Origin of the sequence: Pseudomonas sp. NY15374, assembly GCF_048068255.1 — a bacterium.
Taxonomy (GTDB): domain Bacteria; phylum Pseudomonadota; class Gammaproteobacteria; order Pseudomonadales; family Pseudomonadaceae; genus Aquipseudomonas; species Aquipseudomonas machongensis.
This window is the reverse complement of the sequence record NZ_JBLUPZ010000019.1, coordinates 71,416-90,864: the sequence shown is the minus strand read 5'-3', so window position 1 is coordinate 90,864 and position 19,449 is coordinate 71,416. Positions and strand designations below refer to the sequence as shown.

Genomic DNA, 19,449 nt, shown 5'->3' with positions numbered 1-19,449 from the left:
AGAGTAGGTCATCGTCAAGATTCATTTCGCAAAACCCCTATCTGCGCGAGCAGGTAGGGGTTTTGTCTTTCTGGCGTTCGCCAGATCTCATCGCTCCCCCGCGCCGACACCGCGCACGCCACGGGACACATCGGCGCCCTCCCTTTCTCGCGGGGATATCCCTGCCCTTTTCCTATGCAATCCAGCAGCCCGTGGCTATCATGCCAGCCTTATTCCAAGTCGAGACTGGCATGCTGAAGTTGTTGAATCTCCTCAAGGATGGCCGATTTCATTCTGGCCAGGCCCTGGGGGAAGCCATGGGGGTAAGCCGCAGTGCTGTGTGGAAGCAGCTGCAGCACCTCGAAAGCGAGCTGAACCTCACCATTCACAAGGTGCGTGGTCGTGGATACCAGCTCGCTACGCCATTGAGCCTGCTCGAGGCGTCGGCGATTGCTGCATTCACGCAGGGTGAGCAATGGCCTGTTCTTGTCCATGACTCGATAGATTCGACCAATGCCGAGGCCCTGCGTCTGATTGGGAAGGGGCAAGCAGCTCCCTTCCTGGTGCTCGCCGAGCGCCAGAGTGCTGGTCGTGGTCGGCGCGGCCGACACTGGGTCAGCCCGTTCGCTGAGAATCTCTATTACAGCCTGGTGCTCCGGGTAGAGGGTGGCATGCGCCAGCTCGAGGGGCTGAGTCTGGTCGTTGGCCTCGCGGTAATGCGCACGCTGCATACGTTCGGTGTAAAGGGAGCGGGGCTGAAATGGCCCAATGACGTTCTTGTCGCTAACAAGAAGATTGTCGGCATTCTTCTGGAGCTGGTTGGCGACCCCGCGGATGTCTGTCACGTCGTGCTAGGTGTCGGCATCAATGTGAACATGCAGAGCAATGATCAGGTCGACCAGCAATGGACATCGATGCGTCGGGAGACTGGCGATCTCATTGATCGCAATCGTCTGGTTGCGCAGTTGAACCAGCAATTGCAGCATGAGCTTTCACGCCATCGTCGCTATGGTTTCGCTGCTTTCCAGGAGGAATGGGAGCAGGCGCATCTGTGGCAGGGGCGCAAGGTCTCGCTGATCGCCGGCAATCAGACGGTCGATGGCATTGTGCTGGGTGTGGACGGGCAGGGCGGTCTACGCATGGATGTCGAGGGTGTGGAGAAGAGCTTCAGTGGTGGAGAGCTCGGGTTGAGGTTGCGCGATGATTCTTGAGCTCGATTGCGGTAATAGCTTTATCAAGTGGCGTGTGATTCATGCTGCGGATGCCACCATTGTGGGTGGCGGTATCGTCGATTCGGATCAGGCGCTGCTGGCCGCTGTCGGAGGGCTGGCTGCCGCGCGCCTGGCGGGTGCACGGATGGTCAGCGTGCGCAGCGAGGAAGAAACCGATGCGCTGTGCGAGGCGATCAGGCAAGCCTTCGCTGTTGACGTGCAGGTTGCGCGTCCTGTCATTGAAATGGCGGGAGTACGCAATGGCTATGAAGATCATGAGCGCCTGGGCATGGATCGCTGGCTGGCCGCCCTCGGTGCATTCCACCTGGCCAAAGGGGCTTGCCTGGTGATGGATTTTGGCACAGCCGCCAAGGCGGACTTCGTGGCGGCGGATGGTCAGCACCTGGGTGGATATATCTGTCCGGGGATGCCTCTGATGCGTAGTCAGCTGCGGACCCATACCCGCCGTATTCGTTATGACGATGCCTCGGCCGAGCGAGCATTGAGCAGTCTTGAGCCCGGGCGCTCCACGGTCGAGGCAGTCGAACGTGGGTGCGTGCTGATGCTGCAGGGGTTCGCCCGTACGCAGATCGATCAGGCGCGCGCGCTGTGGGGTAATGAGTTCAGCGTCTTCCTCACGGGAGGCGATGCGCCCCTGGTCCAGGTGTCTGCACCTGGCGCGCGGGTTGTACCGGACCTGGTCTTTGTTGGCCTGGCGATGGCCTGCCCCTTGAGTTGAGGTGCCTATGCGTTGGTTGTTTCTGCTGTTGGTAGTGCTAAATGCCGTCTATTACGTGTGGCACCAGCAGGAGGCGCCGGTACGGGTCAAGGAAGTTGCACCCCTTTCCCTCTACAAGGGAAGTCAGCAGGAGATCCGCCTGCTTCGGGAGACGGGAGCGGCGGCTCTCGCCAGACGCAGGGATGAATGCCTGGTGGTGGGGGGATTTACCGGGCAGGATGAGCTCTTGGCCTTGCGCCAGCGGTTGCTGAGCCTGGATATCGCCGCTCAGCCCGTGCAGGGGCAGTTGGCTGGCGCGGACGGCTTCTGGCTCAAGGTCAGCCCTGATAGCGAGCGTTTGCTGGATGAGGCGGTCATTGCCAGTCTTTCCAGTGATTTCAAAGACTTAAAACATAAAATTATTTTCTGCCAGGGTATTGCAACTGGCGAATAGCTTGATAGAATGGCGCCCGCTTCGCAGGGAACACCGCTCAGGTGGTAGTACCGGAAGCATAGTCAAAGCAGCTAACTTTCAGATTTAATTGAAAAAAATGCTTGACTACAGGCCGGCAGGTAAATAGAATGCCCGCCACGTCTGGAGGGATTCCCGAGCGGCCAAAGGGGACGGACTGTAAATCCGTTGCGAGAGCTTCGAAGGTTCGAATCCTTCTCCCTCCACCAGTTTTAGCGAGAGCTGCAAGCTCCGCGGGTATAGTTTAGTGGTAGAACCTCAGCCTTCCAAGCTGATGATGCGGGTTCGATTCCCGCTACCCGCTCCAAGTTTGCTGTTTTGGCACAAAGAGTTTCGCTCTTGTAGCTCAGTTGGTAGAGCACACCCTTGGTAAGGGTGAGGTCAGCGGTTCAAGTCCGCTCAAGAGCTCCATATAAACAAGGCAGATATGAAAATATCTGCCTTTGTTTTATCAGCGTAGTGACTATTTCTTCTGCGGAGGACTGTATCGATGGCTAAGGAAAAGTTTGATCGTTCCCTTCCCCACGTTAACGTCGGCACTATCGGCCACGTTGACCACGGTAAGACCACTCTGACCGCAGCTCTGACTCGCGTCTGCTCCGAAGTTTTCGGTTCGGCAGTCGTTGAGTTCGACAAGATCGACTCGGCTCCGGAAGAAAAAGCGCGCGGTATCACCATCAACACCGCTCACGTCGAGTACAACTCGAACATTCGTCACTACGCTCACGTTGACTGCCCAGGTCACGCTGACTACGTGAAGAACATGATCACCGGTGCTGCCCAGATGGACGGCGCGATCCTGGTTTGCTCGGCTGCCGATGGTCCGATGCCACAAACCCGTGAGCACATCCTGCTGTCCCGTCAGGTAGGCGTTCCGTACATCGTGGTCTTCCTGAACAAGGCTGACCTGGTAGACGACGCTGAGCTGCTGGAACTGGTCGAGATGGAAGTTCGCGACCTGCTGTCCACCTACGACTTCCCAGGCGACGACACTCCGATCATCATCGGTTCGGCTCGTATGGCGCTGGAAGGCAAAGACGACAACGAAATGGGCACTACCGCTGTCAAGAAGCTGGTAGAAACTCTGGATGCCTACATCCCTGAGCCAGTTCGTGCCGTCGACCAGCCGTTCCTGATGCCGATCGAAGACGTATTCTCGATCTCGGGTCGTGGTACCGTTGTTACCGGCCGTATCGAGCGTGGCATCGTTCGCGTTCAGGATCCGCTGGAAATCGTTGGTCTGCGTGACACCACCACCACCACCTGCACCGGTGTTGAGATGTTCCGCAAGCTGCTGGACGAAGGTCGTGCTGGCGAGAACTGCGGCGTTCTGCTGCGTGGTACCAAGCGTGACGACGTTGAGCGTGGCCAGGTTCTGGTCAAGCCAGGTTCGGTCAAGCCGCACACCAAGTTCACCGCAGAAGTCTACGTTCTGTCGAAGGAAGAAGGCGGTCGTCACACTCCGTTCTTCAAAGGCTACCGTCCTCAGTTCTACTTCCGTACCACTGACGTGACCGGTAACTGCGAACTGCCGGAAGGCGTTGAAATGGTAATGCCAGGTGACAACATTCAGATGACTGTCACCCTGATCAAGACCATCGCAATGGAAGACGGTCTGCGCTTCGCCATCCGTGAAGGCGGTCGTACCGTCGGCGCCGGCGTCGTAGCGAAGATTATTGAATAAGTAGTTGATTTATCTAAATCAGGCCGGCATAATGGCCGGCCTGATACAGCGTTACAGGTCAGTAGCTCAATTGGCAGAGCGACGGTCTCCAAAACCGTAGGTTGGGGGTTCGATTCCCTCCTGACCTGCCATTCACCTCGGTGTGATTGGCTTTCTTCTTACAGGATCCTCCCCGATGACTCCCAAAACTGAAGCCCAAGAATCGCGTTTTGATCTGTTCAAGTGGCTGGCTGTAGTTGCATTGGTTGTCGTAGGTGTCGTGGGTAATCAGTATTACTCCGCCGCTCCTATCCTGTATCGCGTTCTCGCGCTGCTCGCCCTGGCAGCTGTCGCAGGCTTCGTTGCTCTGCAGACTGCGAAGGGTAAGTCGTTCTTTACGCTGGCGAAGGAAGCTCGTACCGAGATCCGTAAAGTCGTGTGGCCAACCCGCCAGGAGACTACCCAGACTACGTTGATCGTGGTGGCTGTGGTCCTCGTGATGGCGCTGCTGTTGTGGGGTCTGGATTCCCTGCTCGGCTGGTTGGTTTCCTTGATTGTTGGCTAAGGGTGTCTCGTGGCTAAGCGTTGGTATGTTGTGCATGCTTACTCGGGTTACGAGAAGCATGTCATGCGCTCCCTCATCGAGCGCGTAAAGCTGGCAGGCATGGAAGACGGGTTTGGCGAGATTCTCGTTCCGACCGAAGAAGTCGTCGAAATGCGCAACGGCCAGAAGCGCAAGAGTGAGCGTAAATTCTTCCCGGGCTATGTCCTGGTGCAGATGGAAATGAACGAAGGGACTTGGCACTTGGTCAAGGATACCCCTCGCGTCATGGGTTTCATTGGTGGTACCGCGGACAAGCCCGCGCCGATCACCGATAAAGAGGCAGAAGCTATTCTGCGTCGCGTTGCCGACGGCAGTGACAAGCCGAAGCCGAAGACGCTGTTCGAGCCGGGTGAAGTGGTTCGCGTCATTGACGGTCCATTCGCCGACTTCAACGGTAGCGTCGAAGAGGTTAACTACGAGAAGAGCCGTCTGCAGGTCGCAGTGCTCATTTTCGGTCGCTCTACTCCGGTAGAGCTTGAGTTCAGTCAGGTCGAGAAGGTCTAACTGAGCGACGCATCCCATACCCCGCAGCCCTATGTGCTGCGGGGTTTTGTCGTCACTGGGATAAAACGCAAGTCATCCGGGGAGCCACCAGGCGTTCGAACCCGATTTTGGAGTAGCTCATGGCTAAGAAGATTCAGGCTTACATCAAGCTGCAAGTAAAGGCCGGCCAGGCCAACCCAAGCCCACCCGTTGGTCCAGCACTGGGTCAACACGGTGTGAACATCATGGAATTCTGCAAGGCCTTCAACGCCCGTACTCAGGGTCAAGAAGCCGGTCTGCCGACTCCTGTGATCATCACTGTTTACAGTGACCGTAGCTTCACCTTCGAAACCAAGAGCACCCCTGCCTCGGTTCTGCTGAAGAAAGCTGCTGGCCTGACCAGTGGTTCGGCCCGTCCGAACACCGTCAAGGTCGGTACCGTCACCCGCGCTCAGCTGGAAGATATCGCCAAGGCAAAACAGGCTGATCTGACCGCCGCTGACCTGGATGCAGCTGTACGCACCATCGCTGGCTCTGCCCGCAGCATGGGCCTGAACGTGGAGGGTGTGTAATGGCTAAGCTGACCAAGCGTCAAAAGGCAATCGCCGAGAAAATCGAAGCAGGCAAGGCCTATAACTTCGAAGAGGCCGCTACCCTGCTGGCTTCGCTGCCGGCTGCCAAATTCGTCGAGTCGTACGACATCGCCGTAAACCTCGGTGTTGACCCGCGTAAATCCGACCAGGTCGTTCGTAGCGCTACTGTGCTGCCGCACGGCACTGGCAAGACCGTACGCGTTGCTGTCTTCACCCAGGGTCCAGCTGCCGAGGCCGCTCTGGCTGCCGGCGCTGACCGCGTAGGTATGGACGATCTGGCTGCCGAAATGAAAGGCGGCGACCTGAACTATGACGTCGTCATCGCATCCCCGGATGCCATGCGCGTTGTCGGTCAGCTGGGTCAGGTTCTGGGTCCTCGTGGCCTGATGCCTAACCCGAAAGTCGGTACCGTGACCCCAGACGTAGCCACTGCCGTGAAAAACGCCAAGGCTGGTCAGGTTCGCTACCGTACCGACAAGAACGGTATCATCCATACCTCCGTTGGCAAGATCGGCTTCGAAGCCGACAAGCTGAAGGAAAACGTTGAAGCCCTGATCGCTGATCTGAAGCGTATCAAGCCGGCTTCCTCGAAAGGTATCTACGTCAAGCGCGTTACCCTGAGCACCACCATGGGCCCAGGTCTGATCATCGATCAGAGCTCGCTGAACGTGTAATGCAAAGTCGGCGCGGTCTCTCGAGCGCGCCGACTGCAACAAGATTGGGGTCCCTGCCTGGCGGGGGCTATCCAAGACCGTAGGCGACGCAAGTCTTAAAACACAAGCCTACGCAGATGGTGCTCCCGATTCGCTCGCGAATCAGACACCAAAACGACATCCGGCCTCGGCCAGATGAAACGGTAGAAACCAGGAGTAAACCCGTGGCAATTAAACTCGAAGACAAGAAGGCCATCGTCGCTGAAGTCAACGAGGCTGCCAAAGTCGCTCTGTCCGCTGTCGTGGCCGATGCCCGTGGTGTGACTGTAGGCGCAATGACCGGACTCCGTAAAGAGGCTCGTGAAGCTGGCGTATACGTGCGTGTCGTACGTAACACCCTGCTCAAGCGCGCTGTTGCTGACACTGAATTCAGTGTCCTCAACGACGCCTTCACCGGCCCTACCCTGATTGCGTTCTCCAACGAACACCCGGGCGCTGCTGCCCGTCTGTTCAAGGAATTCGCCAAGGGTCAGGACAAGTTCGAGATCAAGGCAGCTGCGTTCGACGGCAAGTTCCTTGCCGCTAACCAGATCGACGTGCTGGCAACCCTGCCAACTCGCGACGAGGCTATCGCACAGCTGATGAGCGTAATCCAAGGTGCAACCAGCAAACTGGCTCGTACCCTGGCAGCTCTGCGCGACCAGAAAGAAGCCGCTGCTGCCTAAGGCGGCGTAGCTTCTCTCGAAATCAAACGTTTAATTTGATGGCCGTGTAAGGCTGTCCCCCAATACAGGAATTCATAGTCATGTCTCTGACTAACGAGCAAATCATCGAAGCAATCGGCCAGAAAACCGTTCTGGAAATTGTTGAACTGATCAAAGCAATGGAAGAAACCTTCGGTGTTACCGCTGCTGCCGCTGTTGCCGCTGGCCCAGCTGCTGCCGCCGCCGTTGTTGAAGAGCAGACCGAGTTCAACGTTGTCCTGGTTGAAGCCGGCGACAAGAAAGTGAACGTCATCAAAGCCGTTCGCGAACTGACCGGTCTGGGCCTGAAAGAAGCCAAAGAGAAAGTCGATGGCGCTCCTCAGGTTGTAGCTGAAGGCGTTTCGAAAGAAGCCGCTGAAGACGCTAAGAAGAAGCTGGAAGAAGCTGGCGCTAAAGTCGAGCTGAAGTAATTTCGACTTTGCGACTGCAGCCTGAGCGTCAAGCGTAGGGCTGATGGCTGGTGGCCTGTGCCACCGGCCTTTTTCCGTTATTGGTGGCCGATCATGTCGGCCCCGATAATGAGCTGCAAGACACCCATGTGGGTGGCGCAAACCAAGGGGTTTGCACGATTTTCTGGCTGCTCCCGCCGGGAGAAGCCAAACAAGCAGGTGACCAAGCTGGGGAACGCTGATGGCTTACTCATACACTGAGAAAAAACGTATCCGCAAGGACTTTAGCAAGTTGCCGGACGTCATGGATGTGCCGTATCTCCTGGCCATCCAGCTGGATTCGTATCGCGAATTCCTGCAGGCGGGAGCATCCAAGGATCAGTTCCGCGACGTCGGTCTGCATGCGGCCTTCAAATCGGTATTCCCGATCATCAGCTACTCCGGCAATGCTGCCCTGGAGTACGTAGGCTATCGCCTGGGCGAGCCTGCCTTCGATGTGAAGGAATGTGTCCTGCGTGGCGTGACCTTCGCGGTCCCACTGCGGGTCAAGGTGCGCCTGATCATCTTCGACAAGGAATCGTCGAACAAAGCGATCAAGGACATCAAAGAGCAAGAAGTCTACATGGGTGAAATTCCCCTGATGACTGAGAACGGTACCTTCGTTATCAACGGTACCGAGCGTGTGATCGTTTCCCAGCTGCACCGTTCGCCTGGTGTGTTCTTCGACCACGACCGTGGCAAGACTCACAGCTCCGGCAAGCTGCTGTACTCCGCTCGCATCATTCCTTACCGCGGCTCCTGGCTCGACTTCGAGTTCGATCCGAAGGACTGCGTGTTCGTCCGTATCGACCGTCGCCGCAAGCTGCCGGCCTCCGTACTGCTGCGCGCGCTGGGCTACAGCACCGAAGAGATCCTGGACACCTTCTATACCACCAACGTGTTCCACGTTTCCGGTGAGAAGCTGAGCCTGGAGCTGGTTGCCCAGCGTCTGCGCGGTGAAGTTGCGGTAATGGACATCACCGACGAGACCGGCAAGGTCATCGTCGAGCAAGGCCGCCGTATCACTGCGCGCCACATCAACCAGATCGAGAAAGCTGGCGTCAAGCAGCTGGACGTTCCGCTCGAGTACATGATTGGCCGTACCACTGCCAAGGCCATCGTGCACCCGGCAACTGGTGAAATCCTGGCCGAGTGCAACACCGAGCTGACCACCGATCTGCTGGTCAAGATCGCCAAGGCCCAGGTCGTCCGCATCGAGACCCTGTACACCAACGACATCGATTGCGGTCCGTTCATCGCCGACACGCTGAAGATCGATACCACCAGCAACCAGCTGGAAGCGTTGGTCGAAATCTATCGCATGATGCGTCCAGGCGAGCCACCAACCAAGGACGCCGCCGAGACCCTGTTCAACAACCTGTTCTTCAGCGCCGAGCGTTACGACCTGTCCGCCGTAGGCCGCATGAAGTTCAACCGTCGTATCGGTCGCACCGAGATCGAAGGTTCGGGCGTGCTGAGCAAGGAAGACATCGTCGATGTACTGAAGACCCTGGTCGACATCCGTAACGGCAAGGGTATCGTCGACGACATCGACCACCTGGGTAACCGTCGCGTGCGTTGTGTCGGCGAGATGGCCGAGAACCAGTTCCGCGTTGGCCTGGTGCGCGTCGAGCGTGCGGTCAAAGAGCGTCTGTCGATGGCCGAAAGCGAAGGCCTGATGCCGCAGGACCTGATCAACGCCAAGCCGGTTGCGGCGGCGGTGAAGGAGTTCTTCGGTTCCAGCCAGCTCTCGCAGTTCATGGACCAGAACAACCCGCTCTCCGAGATCACCCACAAGCGTCGTGTCTCCGCGCTCGGCCCTGGCGGTCTGACCCGTGAGCGCGCCGGCTTCGAAGTCCGTGACGTACACCCGACCCACTACGGCCGCGTGTGCCCGATTGAAACGCCGGAAGGTCCGAACATCGGTCTGATCAACTCCCTGGCGGCCTACGCCCGCACCAACCAGTACGGCTTCCTGGAAAGCCCGTACCGTGTGGTGAAAGAGGGTGTGGTCACCGACGACATCGTGTTCCTGTCGGCGATCGAAGAAGCTGATCACGTCATCGCCCAGGCTTCGGCTGCGATGAACGAGCAGAAGCATCTGATCGACGAGCTGGTAGCGGTCCGTCACCTGAACGAATTCACCGTCAAGGCGCCGGAAGACGTCACCCTGATGGACGTTTCGCCGAAGCAGGTTGTTTCCGTTGCTGCCTCGCTGATTCCGTTCCTCGAGCACGACGACGCCAACCGTGCGTTGATGGGTTCGAACATGCAGCGTCAGGCTGTACCGACCCTGCGTGCCGACAAGCCGCTGGTAGGTACCGGCATGGAGCGCAACGTCGCCCGTGACTCCGGCGTCTGCGTCGTGGCTCGCCGTGGTGGTGTGATCGACTCGGTCGACGCCAGCCGTATCGTCGTGCGTGTAGCTGACGACGAAGTCGAGACCGGTGAAGCAGGTGTGGATATCTACAACCTGACCAAGTACACCCGTTCGAACCAGAACACCTGCATCAACCAGCGCCCGCTGGTGAGCAAGGGTGATGTGGTTGCGCGTGGCGACATCATGGCTGACGGTCCGTCCACCGATATGGGTGAACTGGCACTGGGCCAGAACATGCGCATCGCGTTCATGGCGTGGAACGGCTTCAACTTCGAAGACTCCATCTGCCTGTCCGAGCGTGTGGTCCAGGAAGACCGCTTCACCACGATCCACATCCAGGAACTGACCTGTGTGGCTCGTGACACCAAGCTTGGCCCAGAGGAAATCACCGCGGACATCCCGAACGTGGGTGAGGCTGCGCTGAACAAGCTGGACGAAGCCGGTATCGTCTACGTCGGTGCCGAGGTCGGCGCCGGTGACATCCTGGTCGGCAAGGTCACTCCGAAAGGCGAGACCCAGCTGACGCCGGAAGAGAAACTGCTGCGTGCGATCTTCGGTGAGAAGGCCAGCGACGTCAAAGACACTTCCCTGCGCGTGCCGACCGGCACCAAGGGCACCGTCATCGACGTACAGGTCTTCACCCGTGATGGCGTCGAGCGCGACAGCCGCGCCCTGGCCATCGAGAAGATGCAGCTGGACGAGATCCGCAAGGACCTCAACGAAGAGTTCCGCATCGTCGAAGGCGCGACCTTCGAGCGTCTGCGTTCGGCTCTGAACGGCCAGGTGGTCGACGGTGGTGCGGGCCTGAAGAAAGGCACCGTGATCACTGACGACGTACTGAACGGTCTGGAGCACGGCCAGTGGTTCAAACTGCGGATGGCCGAAGATGCACTGAACGAGCAGCTGGAAAAGGCTCAGCAGTACATCGTCGATCGTCGCCGTCTGCTGGACGACAAGTTCGAAGACAAGAAGCGCAAGCTGCAGCAGGGCGATGACCTGGCTCCAGGCGTACTGAAGATCGTCAAGGTCTACCTGGCAATCCGCCGTCGCATCCAGCCGGGTGACAAGATGGCCGGTCGTCACGGTAACAAGGGTGTCGTCTCGGTGATCATGCCGGTAGAAGACATGCCGCACGACGCCAACGGTACTCCGGTCGACGTCGTACTGAACCCGCTGGGCGTACCTTCGCGTATGAACGTCGGTCAGATTCTCGAAACCCACCTGGGCCTGGCGGCCAAAGGTCTGGGCGAGAAGATCGACCGCATGATCGAAGAACAGCGCAAGGCAGCCGAGCTGCGTACCTTCCTGACCGAGATCTATAACGAGATCGGTGGTCGTCAGGAAAACCTCGACGAGTTCTCCGACGCAGAGATCTTCGCCCTGGCCAACAACCTCAAGAAAGGTGTGCCGATGGCGACGCCTGTCTTCGACGGTGCCAAGGAGCGTGAGATCAAGGCCATGCTGAAGCTGGCCGACCTGCCAGAGAGCGGCCAGATGGTGCTGTTCGATGGCCGTACCGGCAACAAGTTCGAGCGTCCTGTGACCGTTGGCTACATGTACATGCTCAAGCTGAACCACTTGGTGGACGACAAGATGCACGCGCGTTCCACTGGTTCCTACAGCCTGGTTACCCAGCAGCCGTTGGGTGGTAAGGCGCAGTTCGGTGGTCAGCGTTTCGGGGAGATGGAAGTGTGGGCGCTGGAAGCATACGGCGCGGCATACACCCTGCAAGAAATGCTCACAGTGAAGTCGGACGACGTGAACGGCCGTACCAAGATGTACAAGAACATCGTGGATGGCGATCACCGTATGGAGCCGGGCATGCCCGAGTCCTTCAACGTGTTGATCAAAGAGATCCGTTCGCTCGGTATCGATATCGATCTGGAAACCGAATAACACGTGACGCGAAGGGGAGTGGGGCTGGTATAGCCCACTTCCTGCTCCGCCAGGAGGAAAGGCCTTGAAAGACCTACTGAATTTGCTGAAAAACCAGGGTCAAGTCGAAGAGTTCGACGCCATCCGCATCGGTCTGGCGTCGCCTGAAATGATCCGTTCGTGGTCGTTCGGTGAAGTTAAGAAGCCGGAAACCATCAACTACCGTACGTTCAAACCTGAGCGTGACGGCCTGTTCTGCGCCAAGATCTTTGGCCCAGTCAAGGACTACGAGTGCCTGTGCGGCAAGTACAAGCGCCTCAAGCACCGCGGTGTGATCTGCGAGAAGTGCGGCGTTGAAGTTGCCCTGGCCAAGGTTCGTCGTGAGCGCATGGCGCACATCGAACTGGCCTCGCCGGTCGCCCACATCTGGTTCCTGAAGTCGCTGCCGTCCCGTATCGGCCTGCTGATGGACATGACCCTGCGTGACATCGAGCGCGTGCTCTACTTCGAGAGCTACGTGGTGATCGATCCAGGTATGACCACCCTCGAGAAGGGTCAGCTGCTGAACGACGAGCAGTACTTCGAAGCGCTGGAAGAGTTCGGTGACGACTTCGACGCCCGCATGGGTGCCGAGGCTGTTCGCGAGCTGCTGCACGCGATCGACCTGGAGCACGAGATTGGCCGTCTGCGTGAAGAAATTCCGCAAACCAACTCGGAAACCAAGATCAAGAAGCTGTCCAAGCGCCTGAAGCTGATGGAAGCTTTCCAGGGCTCGGGCAACCTGCCTGAGTGGATGGTCCTGACCGTCCTGCCAGTGCTGCCGCCGGACCTGCGTCCGCTGGTTCCGCTGGATGGTGGCCGCTTTGCGACCTCCGACCTGAACGACCTGTATCGTCGGGTGATCAACCGTAACAACCGTCTGAAGCGCCTGCTCGATCTGTCGGCGCCGGACATCATCGTGCGCAACGAAAAGCGCATGCTGCAGGAAGCAGTCGATGCCCTGCTCGACAACGGCCGTCGCGGTCGCGCCATCACTGGCTCGAACAAGCGTCCGCTGAAGTCGCTGGCCGACATGATCAAAGGTAAGCAAGGTCGCTTCCGTCAGAACTTGCTCGGTAAGCGCGTGGACTACTCCGGTCGTTCGGTAATTACCGTAGGTCCGACCCTGCGTCTGCATCAGTGCGGTCTGCCGAAGAAGATGGCCCTCGAGCTGTTCAAGCCGTTCATTTTCGGCAAGCTGGAAATGCGTGGTCTGGCGACCACCATCAAGGCGGCCAAGAAGATGGTCGAGCGCGAGTTGCCAGAGGTCTGGGACGTTCTCGCCGAAGTCATCCGCGAACACCCCGTCCTGCTGAACCGTGCACCGACGCTGCACCGTCTGGGTATCCAGGCGTTCGAGCCGGTGCTGATCGAAGGCAAGGCGATCCAGTTGCACCCGCTGGTCTGTGCTGCGTACAACGCCGACTTCGACGGTGACCAGATGGCCGTTCACGTGCCGCTGACCCTGGAAGCCCAGCTCGAAGCGCGCGCGCTGATGATGTCGACCAACAACATCCTGTCGCCAGCCAACGGTGAGCCGATCATCGTTCCTTCGCAGGACGTCGTACTGGGTCTGTACTACATGACCCGCGAAGCCATCAACGCCAAGGGCGAAGGTCGCGTGTTCGCCGACCTGCAGGAAGTCGACCGCGTATTCCGCGCCGGCGAGGCTGCCCTGCACGCGAAAATCAAGGTCCGTATCAACGAGACCGTGAAAGACCGTGATGGCAGCGTCACCAAGAACACCCGTATCGTCGACACCACCGTTGGCCGTGCGCTGCTGTTCCAGGTCGTTCCGGCAGGTCTGCCGTACGACGTGGTCAACCAGCCCATGAAGAAGAAGGCGATCTCCAAGCTGATCAACCAGTGCTACCGCGTGGTTGGTCTGAAAGAGACCGTGATCTTCGCGGACCAGCTGATGTACACCGGTTTCGCTTACTCGACCATTTCCGGCGTCTCGATCGGTGTTAACGACTTCGTTATCCCGGACGAAAAAGCCCGCATCATCGGTACTGCCACCGATGAAGTGAAGGAAATCGAGAGCCAGTACGCCTCCGGCCTGGTTACCCAGGGCGAGAAGTACAACAAGGTCATCGACTTGTGGTCGAAGGCGAACGACGAAGTGTCTAAGGCGATGATGGCCAACCTCTCGAAAGAGAAGGTCATCGACCGTGAGGGCAAGGAAGTCGAGCAAGAGTCCTTCAACTCGATGTACATGATGGCTGACTCGGGTGCGCGGGGTTCCGCTGCACAGATTCGTCAGCTGGCTGGTATGCGTGGTCTGATGGCCAAGCCGGACGGCTCGATCATCGAGACGCCGATCACTGCGAACTTCCGTGAAGGTCTGAGCGTACTGCAGTACTTCATCTCGACCCACGGTGCTCGTAAAGGTCTGGCGGATACCGCACTGAAGACTGCGAACTCCGGTTACCTGACTCGCCGTCTGGTAGACGTGGCGCAGGATCTGGTCGTGACCGAGATCGACTGCGGCACCGACCAGGGCCTGTTGATGACGCCGCACATCGAAGGTGGCGACGTTGTAGAGCCGCTGGGTGAGCGTGTTCTGGGTCGTGTCATCGCCCGCGACGTGTTCAAGCCTGGTACCGAGGACGTCATCGTTCCTGCTGGCACCCTGGTCGACGAGAAGTGGGTCGAGTTCATCGAGCTGAACAGCATCGACGAAGTGATCGTGCGTTCGCCGATCAGCTGCGAAACCCGCTACGGCATCTGCGCCAAGTGCTACGGTCGTGACCTGGCTCGTGGTCACCAGGTGAACATCGGTGAAGCTGTCGGCGTCATCGCTGCACAGTCGATCGGTGAGCCGGGTACCCAGCTGACCATGCGTACCTTCCACATCGGTGGTGCTGCAAGCCGTACCTCGGCTGCCGACAGCGTCCAGGTGAAGAACGGCGGTATGGTACGTCTGCACAACCTGAAGCAGGTCGAGCGTGCCGATGGCAACCTGGTCGCGGTATCGCGTTCCGGCGAGCTGGCCATTGCCGACGAGTTCGGTCGTGAGCGTGAGCGCTACAAGCTGCCTTACGGTGCCGTGATCTCGGTCAAGGAAGGTGAGAAGGTCGAAGCTGGCGCCATCGTCGCCAAGTGGGACCCGCACACCCACCCGATCGTTACCGAGCTGAAAGGTACCGTGACCTTCGTGGGCATGGAAGAAAACATCACGATCAAGCGCCAGACCGACGAACTGACCGGCCTGACCAACATTGAAGTCCTGGACGTCAAGGATCGCCCTGCTGCTGGCAAGGAAATCCGTCCGGCCATCAAGATGGTCGACGCCAACGGCAAGGATCTGTACCTGCCTGGTACCGACGTACCGGCTCAGTACTTCCTGCCAGCCAACGCCCTCGTCGGTGTGGCTGACGGTGCCCAGATCGGCGTCGGTGACGTTATCGCGCGTATCCCGCAAGAAACGTCGAAGACCCGTGACATCACCGGTGGTCTGCCGCGCGTTGCCGACCTGTTCGAAGCGCGTCGTCCGAAGGAAGCGTCGATCCTGGCTGAAGTCAGCGGTACCATCGCGTTCGGTAAAGAGACCAAGGGCAAGCGTCGCCTGGTCATCACGCCGACCGACGGCAGCGATCCGTACGAAGAGCTGATTCCGAAGTGGCGCCACCTGAACGTCTTCGAAGGCGAACAGGTAAACCGCGGCGAAGTCATCTCCGACGGTCCAAGTGATCCGCACGACATCCTGCGTCTGCTGGGTGTCAGCGCGCTGGCGAAATACATCGTCAACGAGATCCAGGACGTTTACCGTCTGCAGGGCGTGAAGATCAACGACAAGCACATCGAGACCATCCTGCGCCAGATGCTGCGCAAGGTCGAGATCAGCGAGTCGGGCGATTCCAGCTTCATCAAGGGCGACCAGATGGAGCTGACCCAGGTACTGGTAGAGAACGAGCGTCTGGCTGGCGAAGACAAGTTCATCTCCAAGTTCACCCGTGTCCTGCTGGGTATCACCAAGGCGTCGTTGTCGACCGAGTCGTTCATCTCCGCGGCTTCCTTCCAGGAAACCACCCGCGTACTGACCGAAGCGGCGGTAACCGGCAAGCGCGACTACCTGCGCGGCCTGAAAGAGAACGTGGTCGTGGGTCGTCTGATCCCGGCCGGTACCGGTCTGGCGTACCACAGCGAGCGCAAGCGTCGCCGTGATGCCGACAAGCCGCTGCGTGTGAGCGCCAGTGAGGTGGAAGCCGCACTGACCGAAGCGCTGAACTCCAGCGGTAACTAAGAAGAGGCGGGGCCCCGGCCCCTTCCTCCCGACTCTCGGTGACATGATTTGTTGCCGATGATCGGGCAGGAAGGGTCGGGGCCTTGTCTTGACTGGGTGCAAGATCCTCTTTAGACTTTTGTACCCTTAAATTTGGTGAGGCTCCGTCTCGCCAATTTTTGGCTTTCTTGCAAGACAATAGAGTCGCAAGACAATCAGTGGAGCTAGTAGATGGCAACTATCAACCAGCTGGTACGTCAGCCGCGCAAGCGTTCGGTCGAGAAGTCCGACGTTCCTGCGCTGCAGAACTGCCCGCAGCGTCGTGGCGTGTGCACCCGTGTGTACACCACCACGCCGAAAAAACCTAACTCGGCACTGCGTAAAGTATGCCGTGTGCGTCTGACCAACGGTTTCGAGGTTTCCTCGTACATCGGCGGTGAAGGCCACAACCTGCAAGAGCACAGCGTCGTCCTGATCCGTGGCGGCCGTGTAAAAGACTTGCCAGGTGTTCGTTACCACACCGTTCGCGGCTCTCTGGATACTTCGGGCGTCAAAGGCCGTAACCAGGGCCGTTCGAAGTACGGTACCAAGCGTCCGAAGTAATCGGTCGTTTGCAGACATCCATTTATTTGAGTCGATAAGAGTAAGGTCGGGCAGGGGTCGAAGACCCGCGTCCCGGGCTAACCTGAAGACCGTTTGAGGGCTTATCATGCCAAGACGTCGTGTAGCAGCAAAACGTGAGATCCTTGACGATCCGAAATACGGATCTCAGATCCTCGCCAAGTTCATGAACCACGTGATGGAAAGCGGCAAGAAGGCCGTAGCCGAGCGCATCGTTTACGGTGCCCTGGATACTGTCAAAGCACGCAAGAACAGCGACCCCCTGGAAATCTTCGAGAAAGCTCTCGACGCCATCGCTCCGCTGGTCGAAGTAAAGTCCCGTCGTGTCGGCGGTGCCACTTACCAGGTTCCGGTTGAAGTTCGTCCATCCCGTCGTAACGCTCTGGCAATGCGCTGGCTCGTAGACTACGCCCGCAAGCGCGGCGAGAAGTCGATGGCCCTGCGCCTGGCCGGCGAGCTGCTGGATGCTGCCGAAGGCAAGGGTGCTGCAGTCAAGAAGCGTGAAGACGTGCACCGTATGGCCGAAGCCAACAAAGCGTTCTCGCACTACCGCTTCTAATTCAAGCATCAATCATTTTGCGAGGGCTTTATGGCTCGTACTACAGCAATTAACCGCTACCGTAACATTGGTATCTGTGCCCACGTTGACGCGGGCAAGACCACCACTACCGAGCGGATCCTGTTCTACACAGGTCTGAGCCACAAGATGGGCGAGGTGCATGATGGCGCCGCGACCACCGACTGGATGGTGCAGGAGCAGGAGCGCGGTATCACCATTACCTCCGCTGCCGTTACCACCTTCTGGAAAGGCTCCCGTGGTCAGTACGACAACTACCGCGTAAACGTCATCGATACCCCCGGCCACGTTGACTTCACCATTGAAGTAGAGCGTTCGCTGCGTGTACTCGACGGCGCGGTCGTCGTGTTCTGCGGTACTTCCGGCGTTGAGCCTCAGTCCGAAACCGTATGGCGTCAGGCCAACAAGTACGGCGTTCCACGTGTTGTCTACGTGAACAAGATGGACCGTGCCGGTGCCAACTTCCTGCGCGTTGTCGGTCAGATCAAGAACCGCCTGGGTCACACCCCGGTTCCGGTCCAGCTGGCCATCGGTGCTGAAGATGACTTCCAGGGTCAGGTTGACCTGATCAAGATGAAGGCCATCTACTGGAACGATGACGACAAAGGCACCACCTATCGCGAGGAAGAGATTCCTGCCGAGCTGGTGGACCTGGCCAACGAATGGCGCAGCAATATGGTCGAGGCTGCTGCCGAGGCCAACGAAGAGCTGATGAACAAGTACCTCGAAGAAGGTGACCTGTCCGTCGAAGACATCAAGGCTGGTCTGCGCGCCCGTACCCTGGCGAGCGAGATCGTTCCTGCTGTCTGCGGTTCCTCGTTCAAGAACAAGGGCGTTCCCCTGGTTCTCGACGCCGTCATTGACTTCCTGCCTGCGCCAACCGAGATCCCTGCGATCAAGGGTATCCACCCTGATCTGATCGACGTGCCGAAGGATGAAGTCACTCCAGAGCAGTACGACGAGCGTCCTGCTGACGACAACGAGCCGTTCTCGGCCCTGGCGTTCAAGATTGCCACCGACCCGTTCGTGGGTACTCTGACCTTCGTTCGCGTCTACTCGGGCTTCCTGACCTCCGGTGACTCCGTCATCAACTCGGTCAAGGGCAAGAAAGAGCGCGTTGGTCGTATGGTGCAGATGCACGCCAACCAGCGTGAAGAGATCAAAGAAGTACGCGCTGGCGACATCGCTGCTCTGATCGGTATGAAGGACGTCACCACCGGTGACACCCTGTGCAACGCCGACAAGCCGATCATCCTCGAGCGTATGGACTTCCCTGAGCCGGTAATTTCGCTCTCCGTAGAGCCGAAAACCAAGGCTGACCAGGAGAAGATGGGTATCGCTCTGGGCAAGCTGGCCCAGGAAGACCCGTCGTTCCGCGTCAAGACCGACGAAGAAACCGGCCAGACCATCATCTCCGGTATGGGTGAGCTGCACCTGGACATCCTCGTTGACCGCATGAAGCGCGAGTTCAACGTCGAGTGCAACGTCGGCAAGCCGCAGGTTTCGTACCGCGAGAAGATCACCAAGTCCAACGTCGAGATCGAAGGCAAGTTCGTTCGTCAGTCGGGTGGTCGTGGTCAGTTCGGTCACTGCTGGATCCGTTTCTCGGAGCCGGACGTGGACGAGAAAGGCAACATCACCGAAGGTCTGGTGTTCACCAACGAAGTCGTTGGTGGTGTGATTCCTAAGGAATTCATCGCCCCGATCCAGAAGGGTATCGAAGAGCAGATGAAAAACGGCGTTGTTGCCGGCTATCCGCTGCTCGGCCTGAAGGCTACGGTATTCGACGGTTCGTACCACGACGTCGACTCCAACGAAATGGCGTTCAAAATCGCCGCTTCGATGGCGACCAAGCAGCTGGCCCAGAAGGGCGGTGGCGTGGTGCTTGAGCCGATCATGAAGGTCGAAGTTGTAACCCCGGAAGACTACCTGGGTGACGTGATGGGTGACCTGAGCCGTCGTCGCGGGATGATCCAGGGTAATGAAGACTCGGTGTCCGGCAAGGTAATCACTGCTGAGGTACCGCTCGGAGAGATGTTCGGTTACGCGACCGACGTTCGTTCCATGTCTCAGGGTCGCGCAAGCTACTCCATGGAATTCTCCAAATACGCCGAAGCTCCGTCGAACATCGTCGAAGCACTCGTTAAAAAACAAGGCTAATCCC

15 protein-coding genes and 4 tRNA genes are annotated in these 19,449 nt (G+C 58.4%); all 19 read left to right on the top strand.

The features are described 5' to 3' along the window. Positions 1–230 precede the first annotated feature (230 nt). Positions 231–1,190: a bifunctional biotin--[acetyl-CoA-carboxylase] ligase/biotin operon repressor BirA gene (gene birA, locus ACNFHO_RS27050; RefSeq protein ID WP_054895649.1), complete on the top strand. Its 960-nt coding sequence runs from the start codon at positions 231–233 to the stop codon at positions 1,188–1,190. After that, the gene (locus ACNFHO_RS27045) at positions 1,180–1,929 is read left to right on the top strand and encodes a pantothenate kinase (protein ID WP_054895648.1); all 750 of its coding nucleotides are present in this window, start codon (positions 1,180–1,182) and stop codon (positions 1,927–1,929) included. The genes birA and ACNFHO_RS27045 overlap by 11 nt, the downstream gene beginning before the upstream one ends. A 7-nt stretch (positions 1,930–1,936) precedes the next feature. Continuing rightward, the gene (locus tag ACNFHO_RS27040) at positions 1,937–2,362 is read left to right on the top strand and encodes a hypothetical protein (protein ID WP_416767922.1); all 426 of its coding nucleotides are present in this window, start codon (positions 1,937–1,939) and stop codon (positions 2,360–2,362) included. Between the two features lie 143 nt (positions 2,363–2,505). After that, a tRNA-Tyr gene (locus tag ACNFHO_RS27035) sits at positions 2,506–2,589 on the top strand. Positions 2,590–2,613: 24 nt separating this feature from the next. Next, positions 2,614–2,687: transfer RNA gene (locus ACNFHO_RS27030), tRNA-Gly, on the top strand. Between the two features lie 28 nt (positions 2,688–2,715). Further along, a tRNA-Thr gene (locus ACNFHO_RS27025) sits at positions 2,716–2,791 on the top strand. A gap of 79 nt (positions 2,792–2,870) precedes the next feature. Further along, positions 2,871–4,064 (top strand): elongation factor Tu, encoded by a 1,194-nt coding sequence (gene tuf / locus ACNFHO_RS27020; protein ID WP_013970626.1) that lies wholly within the window; start codon positions 2,871–2,873, stop codon positions 4,062–4,064. 55 nt (positions 4,065–4,119) lie between these two features. Further along, positions 4,120–4,195: transfer RNA gene (locus ACNFHO_RS27015), tRNA-Trp, on the top strand. Positions 4,196–4,239: 44 nt separating this feature from the next. Next, positions 4,240–4,608 carry a preprotein translocase subunit SecE gene (gene secE / locus ACNFHO_RS27010; protein WP_063542475.1) on the top strand — a complete coding sequence of 123 codons (369 nt, stop codon included), beginning with the start codon at positions 4,240–4,242 and terminating at the stop codon, positions 4,606–4,608. Between the two features lie 9 nt (positions 4,609–4,617). Beyond that, positions 4,618–5,151 (top strand): transcription termination/antitermination protein NusG, encoded by a 534-nt coding sequence (gene nusG / locus ACNFHO_RS27005; RefSeq protein WP_003255501.1) that lies wholly within the window; start codon positions 4,618–4,620, stop codon positions 5,149–5,151. 119 nt (positions 5,152–5,270) lie between these two features. Beyond that, positions 5,271–5,702: a 50S ribosomal protein L11 gene (rplK, locus tag ACNFHO_RS27000; RefSeq protein ID WP_003255500.1), complete on the top strand. Its 432-nt coding sequence runs from the start codon at positions 5,271–5,273 to the stop codon at positions 5,700–5,702. Next, positions 5,702–6,397: a 50S ribosomal protein L1 gene (rplA, locus tag ACNFHO_RS26995; RefSeq protein ID WP_054893557.1), complete on the top strand. Its 696-nt coding sequence runs from the start codon at positions 5,702–5,704 to the stop codon at positions 6,395–6,397. Before rplK ends, rplA begins: the two co-directional genes overlap by 1 nt. Before the next feature lie 203 nt (positions 6,398–6,600). Beyond that, positions 6,601–7,101 carry a 50S ribosomal protein L10 gene (rplJ, locus tag ACNFHO_RS26990; protein ID WP_029614620.1) on the top strand — a complete coding sequence of 167 codons (501 nt, stop codon included), beginning with the start codon at positions 6,601–6,603 and terminating at the stop codon, positions 7,099–7,101. Positions 7,102–7,181: 80 nt separating this feature from the next. Beyond that, positions 7,182–7,550: a 50S ribosomal protein L7/L12 gene (rplL, locus tag ACNFHO_RS26985; RefSeq protein WP_054893558.1), complete on the top strand. Its 369-nt coding sequence runs from the start codon at positions 7,182–7,184 to the stop codon at positions 7,548–7,550. 220 nt (positions 7,551–7,770) lie between these two features. Continuing rightward, a complete protein-coding gene (gene rpoB / locus ACNFHO_RS26980) occupies positions 7,771–11,844 on the top strand; it encodes a DNA-directed RNA polymerase subunit beta (RefSeq protein WP_054926048.1) in 4,074 nt (1,357 codons plus the stop codon). Between the two features lie 64 nt (positions 11,845–11,908). Beyond that, entirely contained in the window at positions 11,909–16,108 is a 4,200-nt protein-coding gene (gene rpoC, locus ACNFHO_RS26975) for a DNA-directed RNA polymerase subunit beta' (RefSeq protein WP_054893560.1), read from the top strand. Between the two features lie 210 nt (positions 16,109–16,318). After that, on the top strand, positions 16,319–16,690 hold the full coding sequence (gene rpsL, locus ACNFHO_RS26970) for a 30S ribosomal protein S12 (RefSeq protein ID WP_003255492.1): 372 nt from the start codon (positions 16,319–16,321) through the stop codon (positions 16,688–16,690). A gap of 106 nt (positions 16,691–16,796) precedes the next feature. Beyond that, complete coding sequence (gene rpsG / locus ACNFHO_RS26965) at positions 16,797–17,267, top strand: 30S ribosomal protein S7 (RefSeq protein WP_003246741.1); 471 nt, start codon at positions 16,797–16,799, stop codon at positions 17,265–17,267. 30 nt (positions 17,268–17,297) lie between these two features. Then, on the top strand, positions 17,298–19,445 hold the full coding sequence (fusA, locus tag ACNFHO_RS26960) for an elongation factor G (RefSeq protein ID WP_054893561.1): 2,148 nt from the start codon (positions 17,298–17,300) through the stop codon (positions 19,443–19,445). Positions 19,446–19,449: the final 4 nt, after the last annotated feature.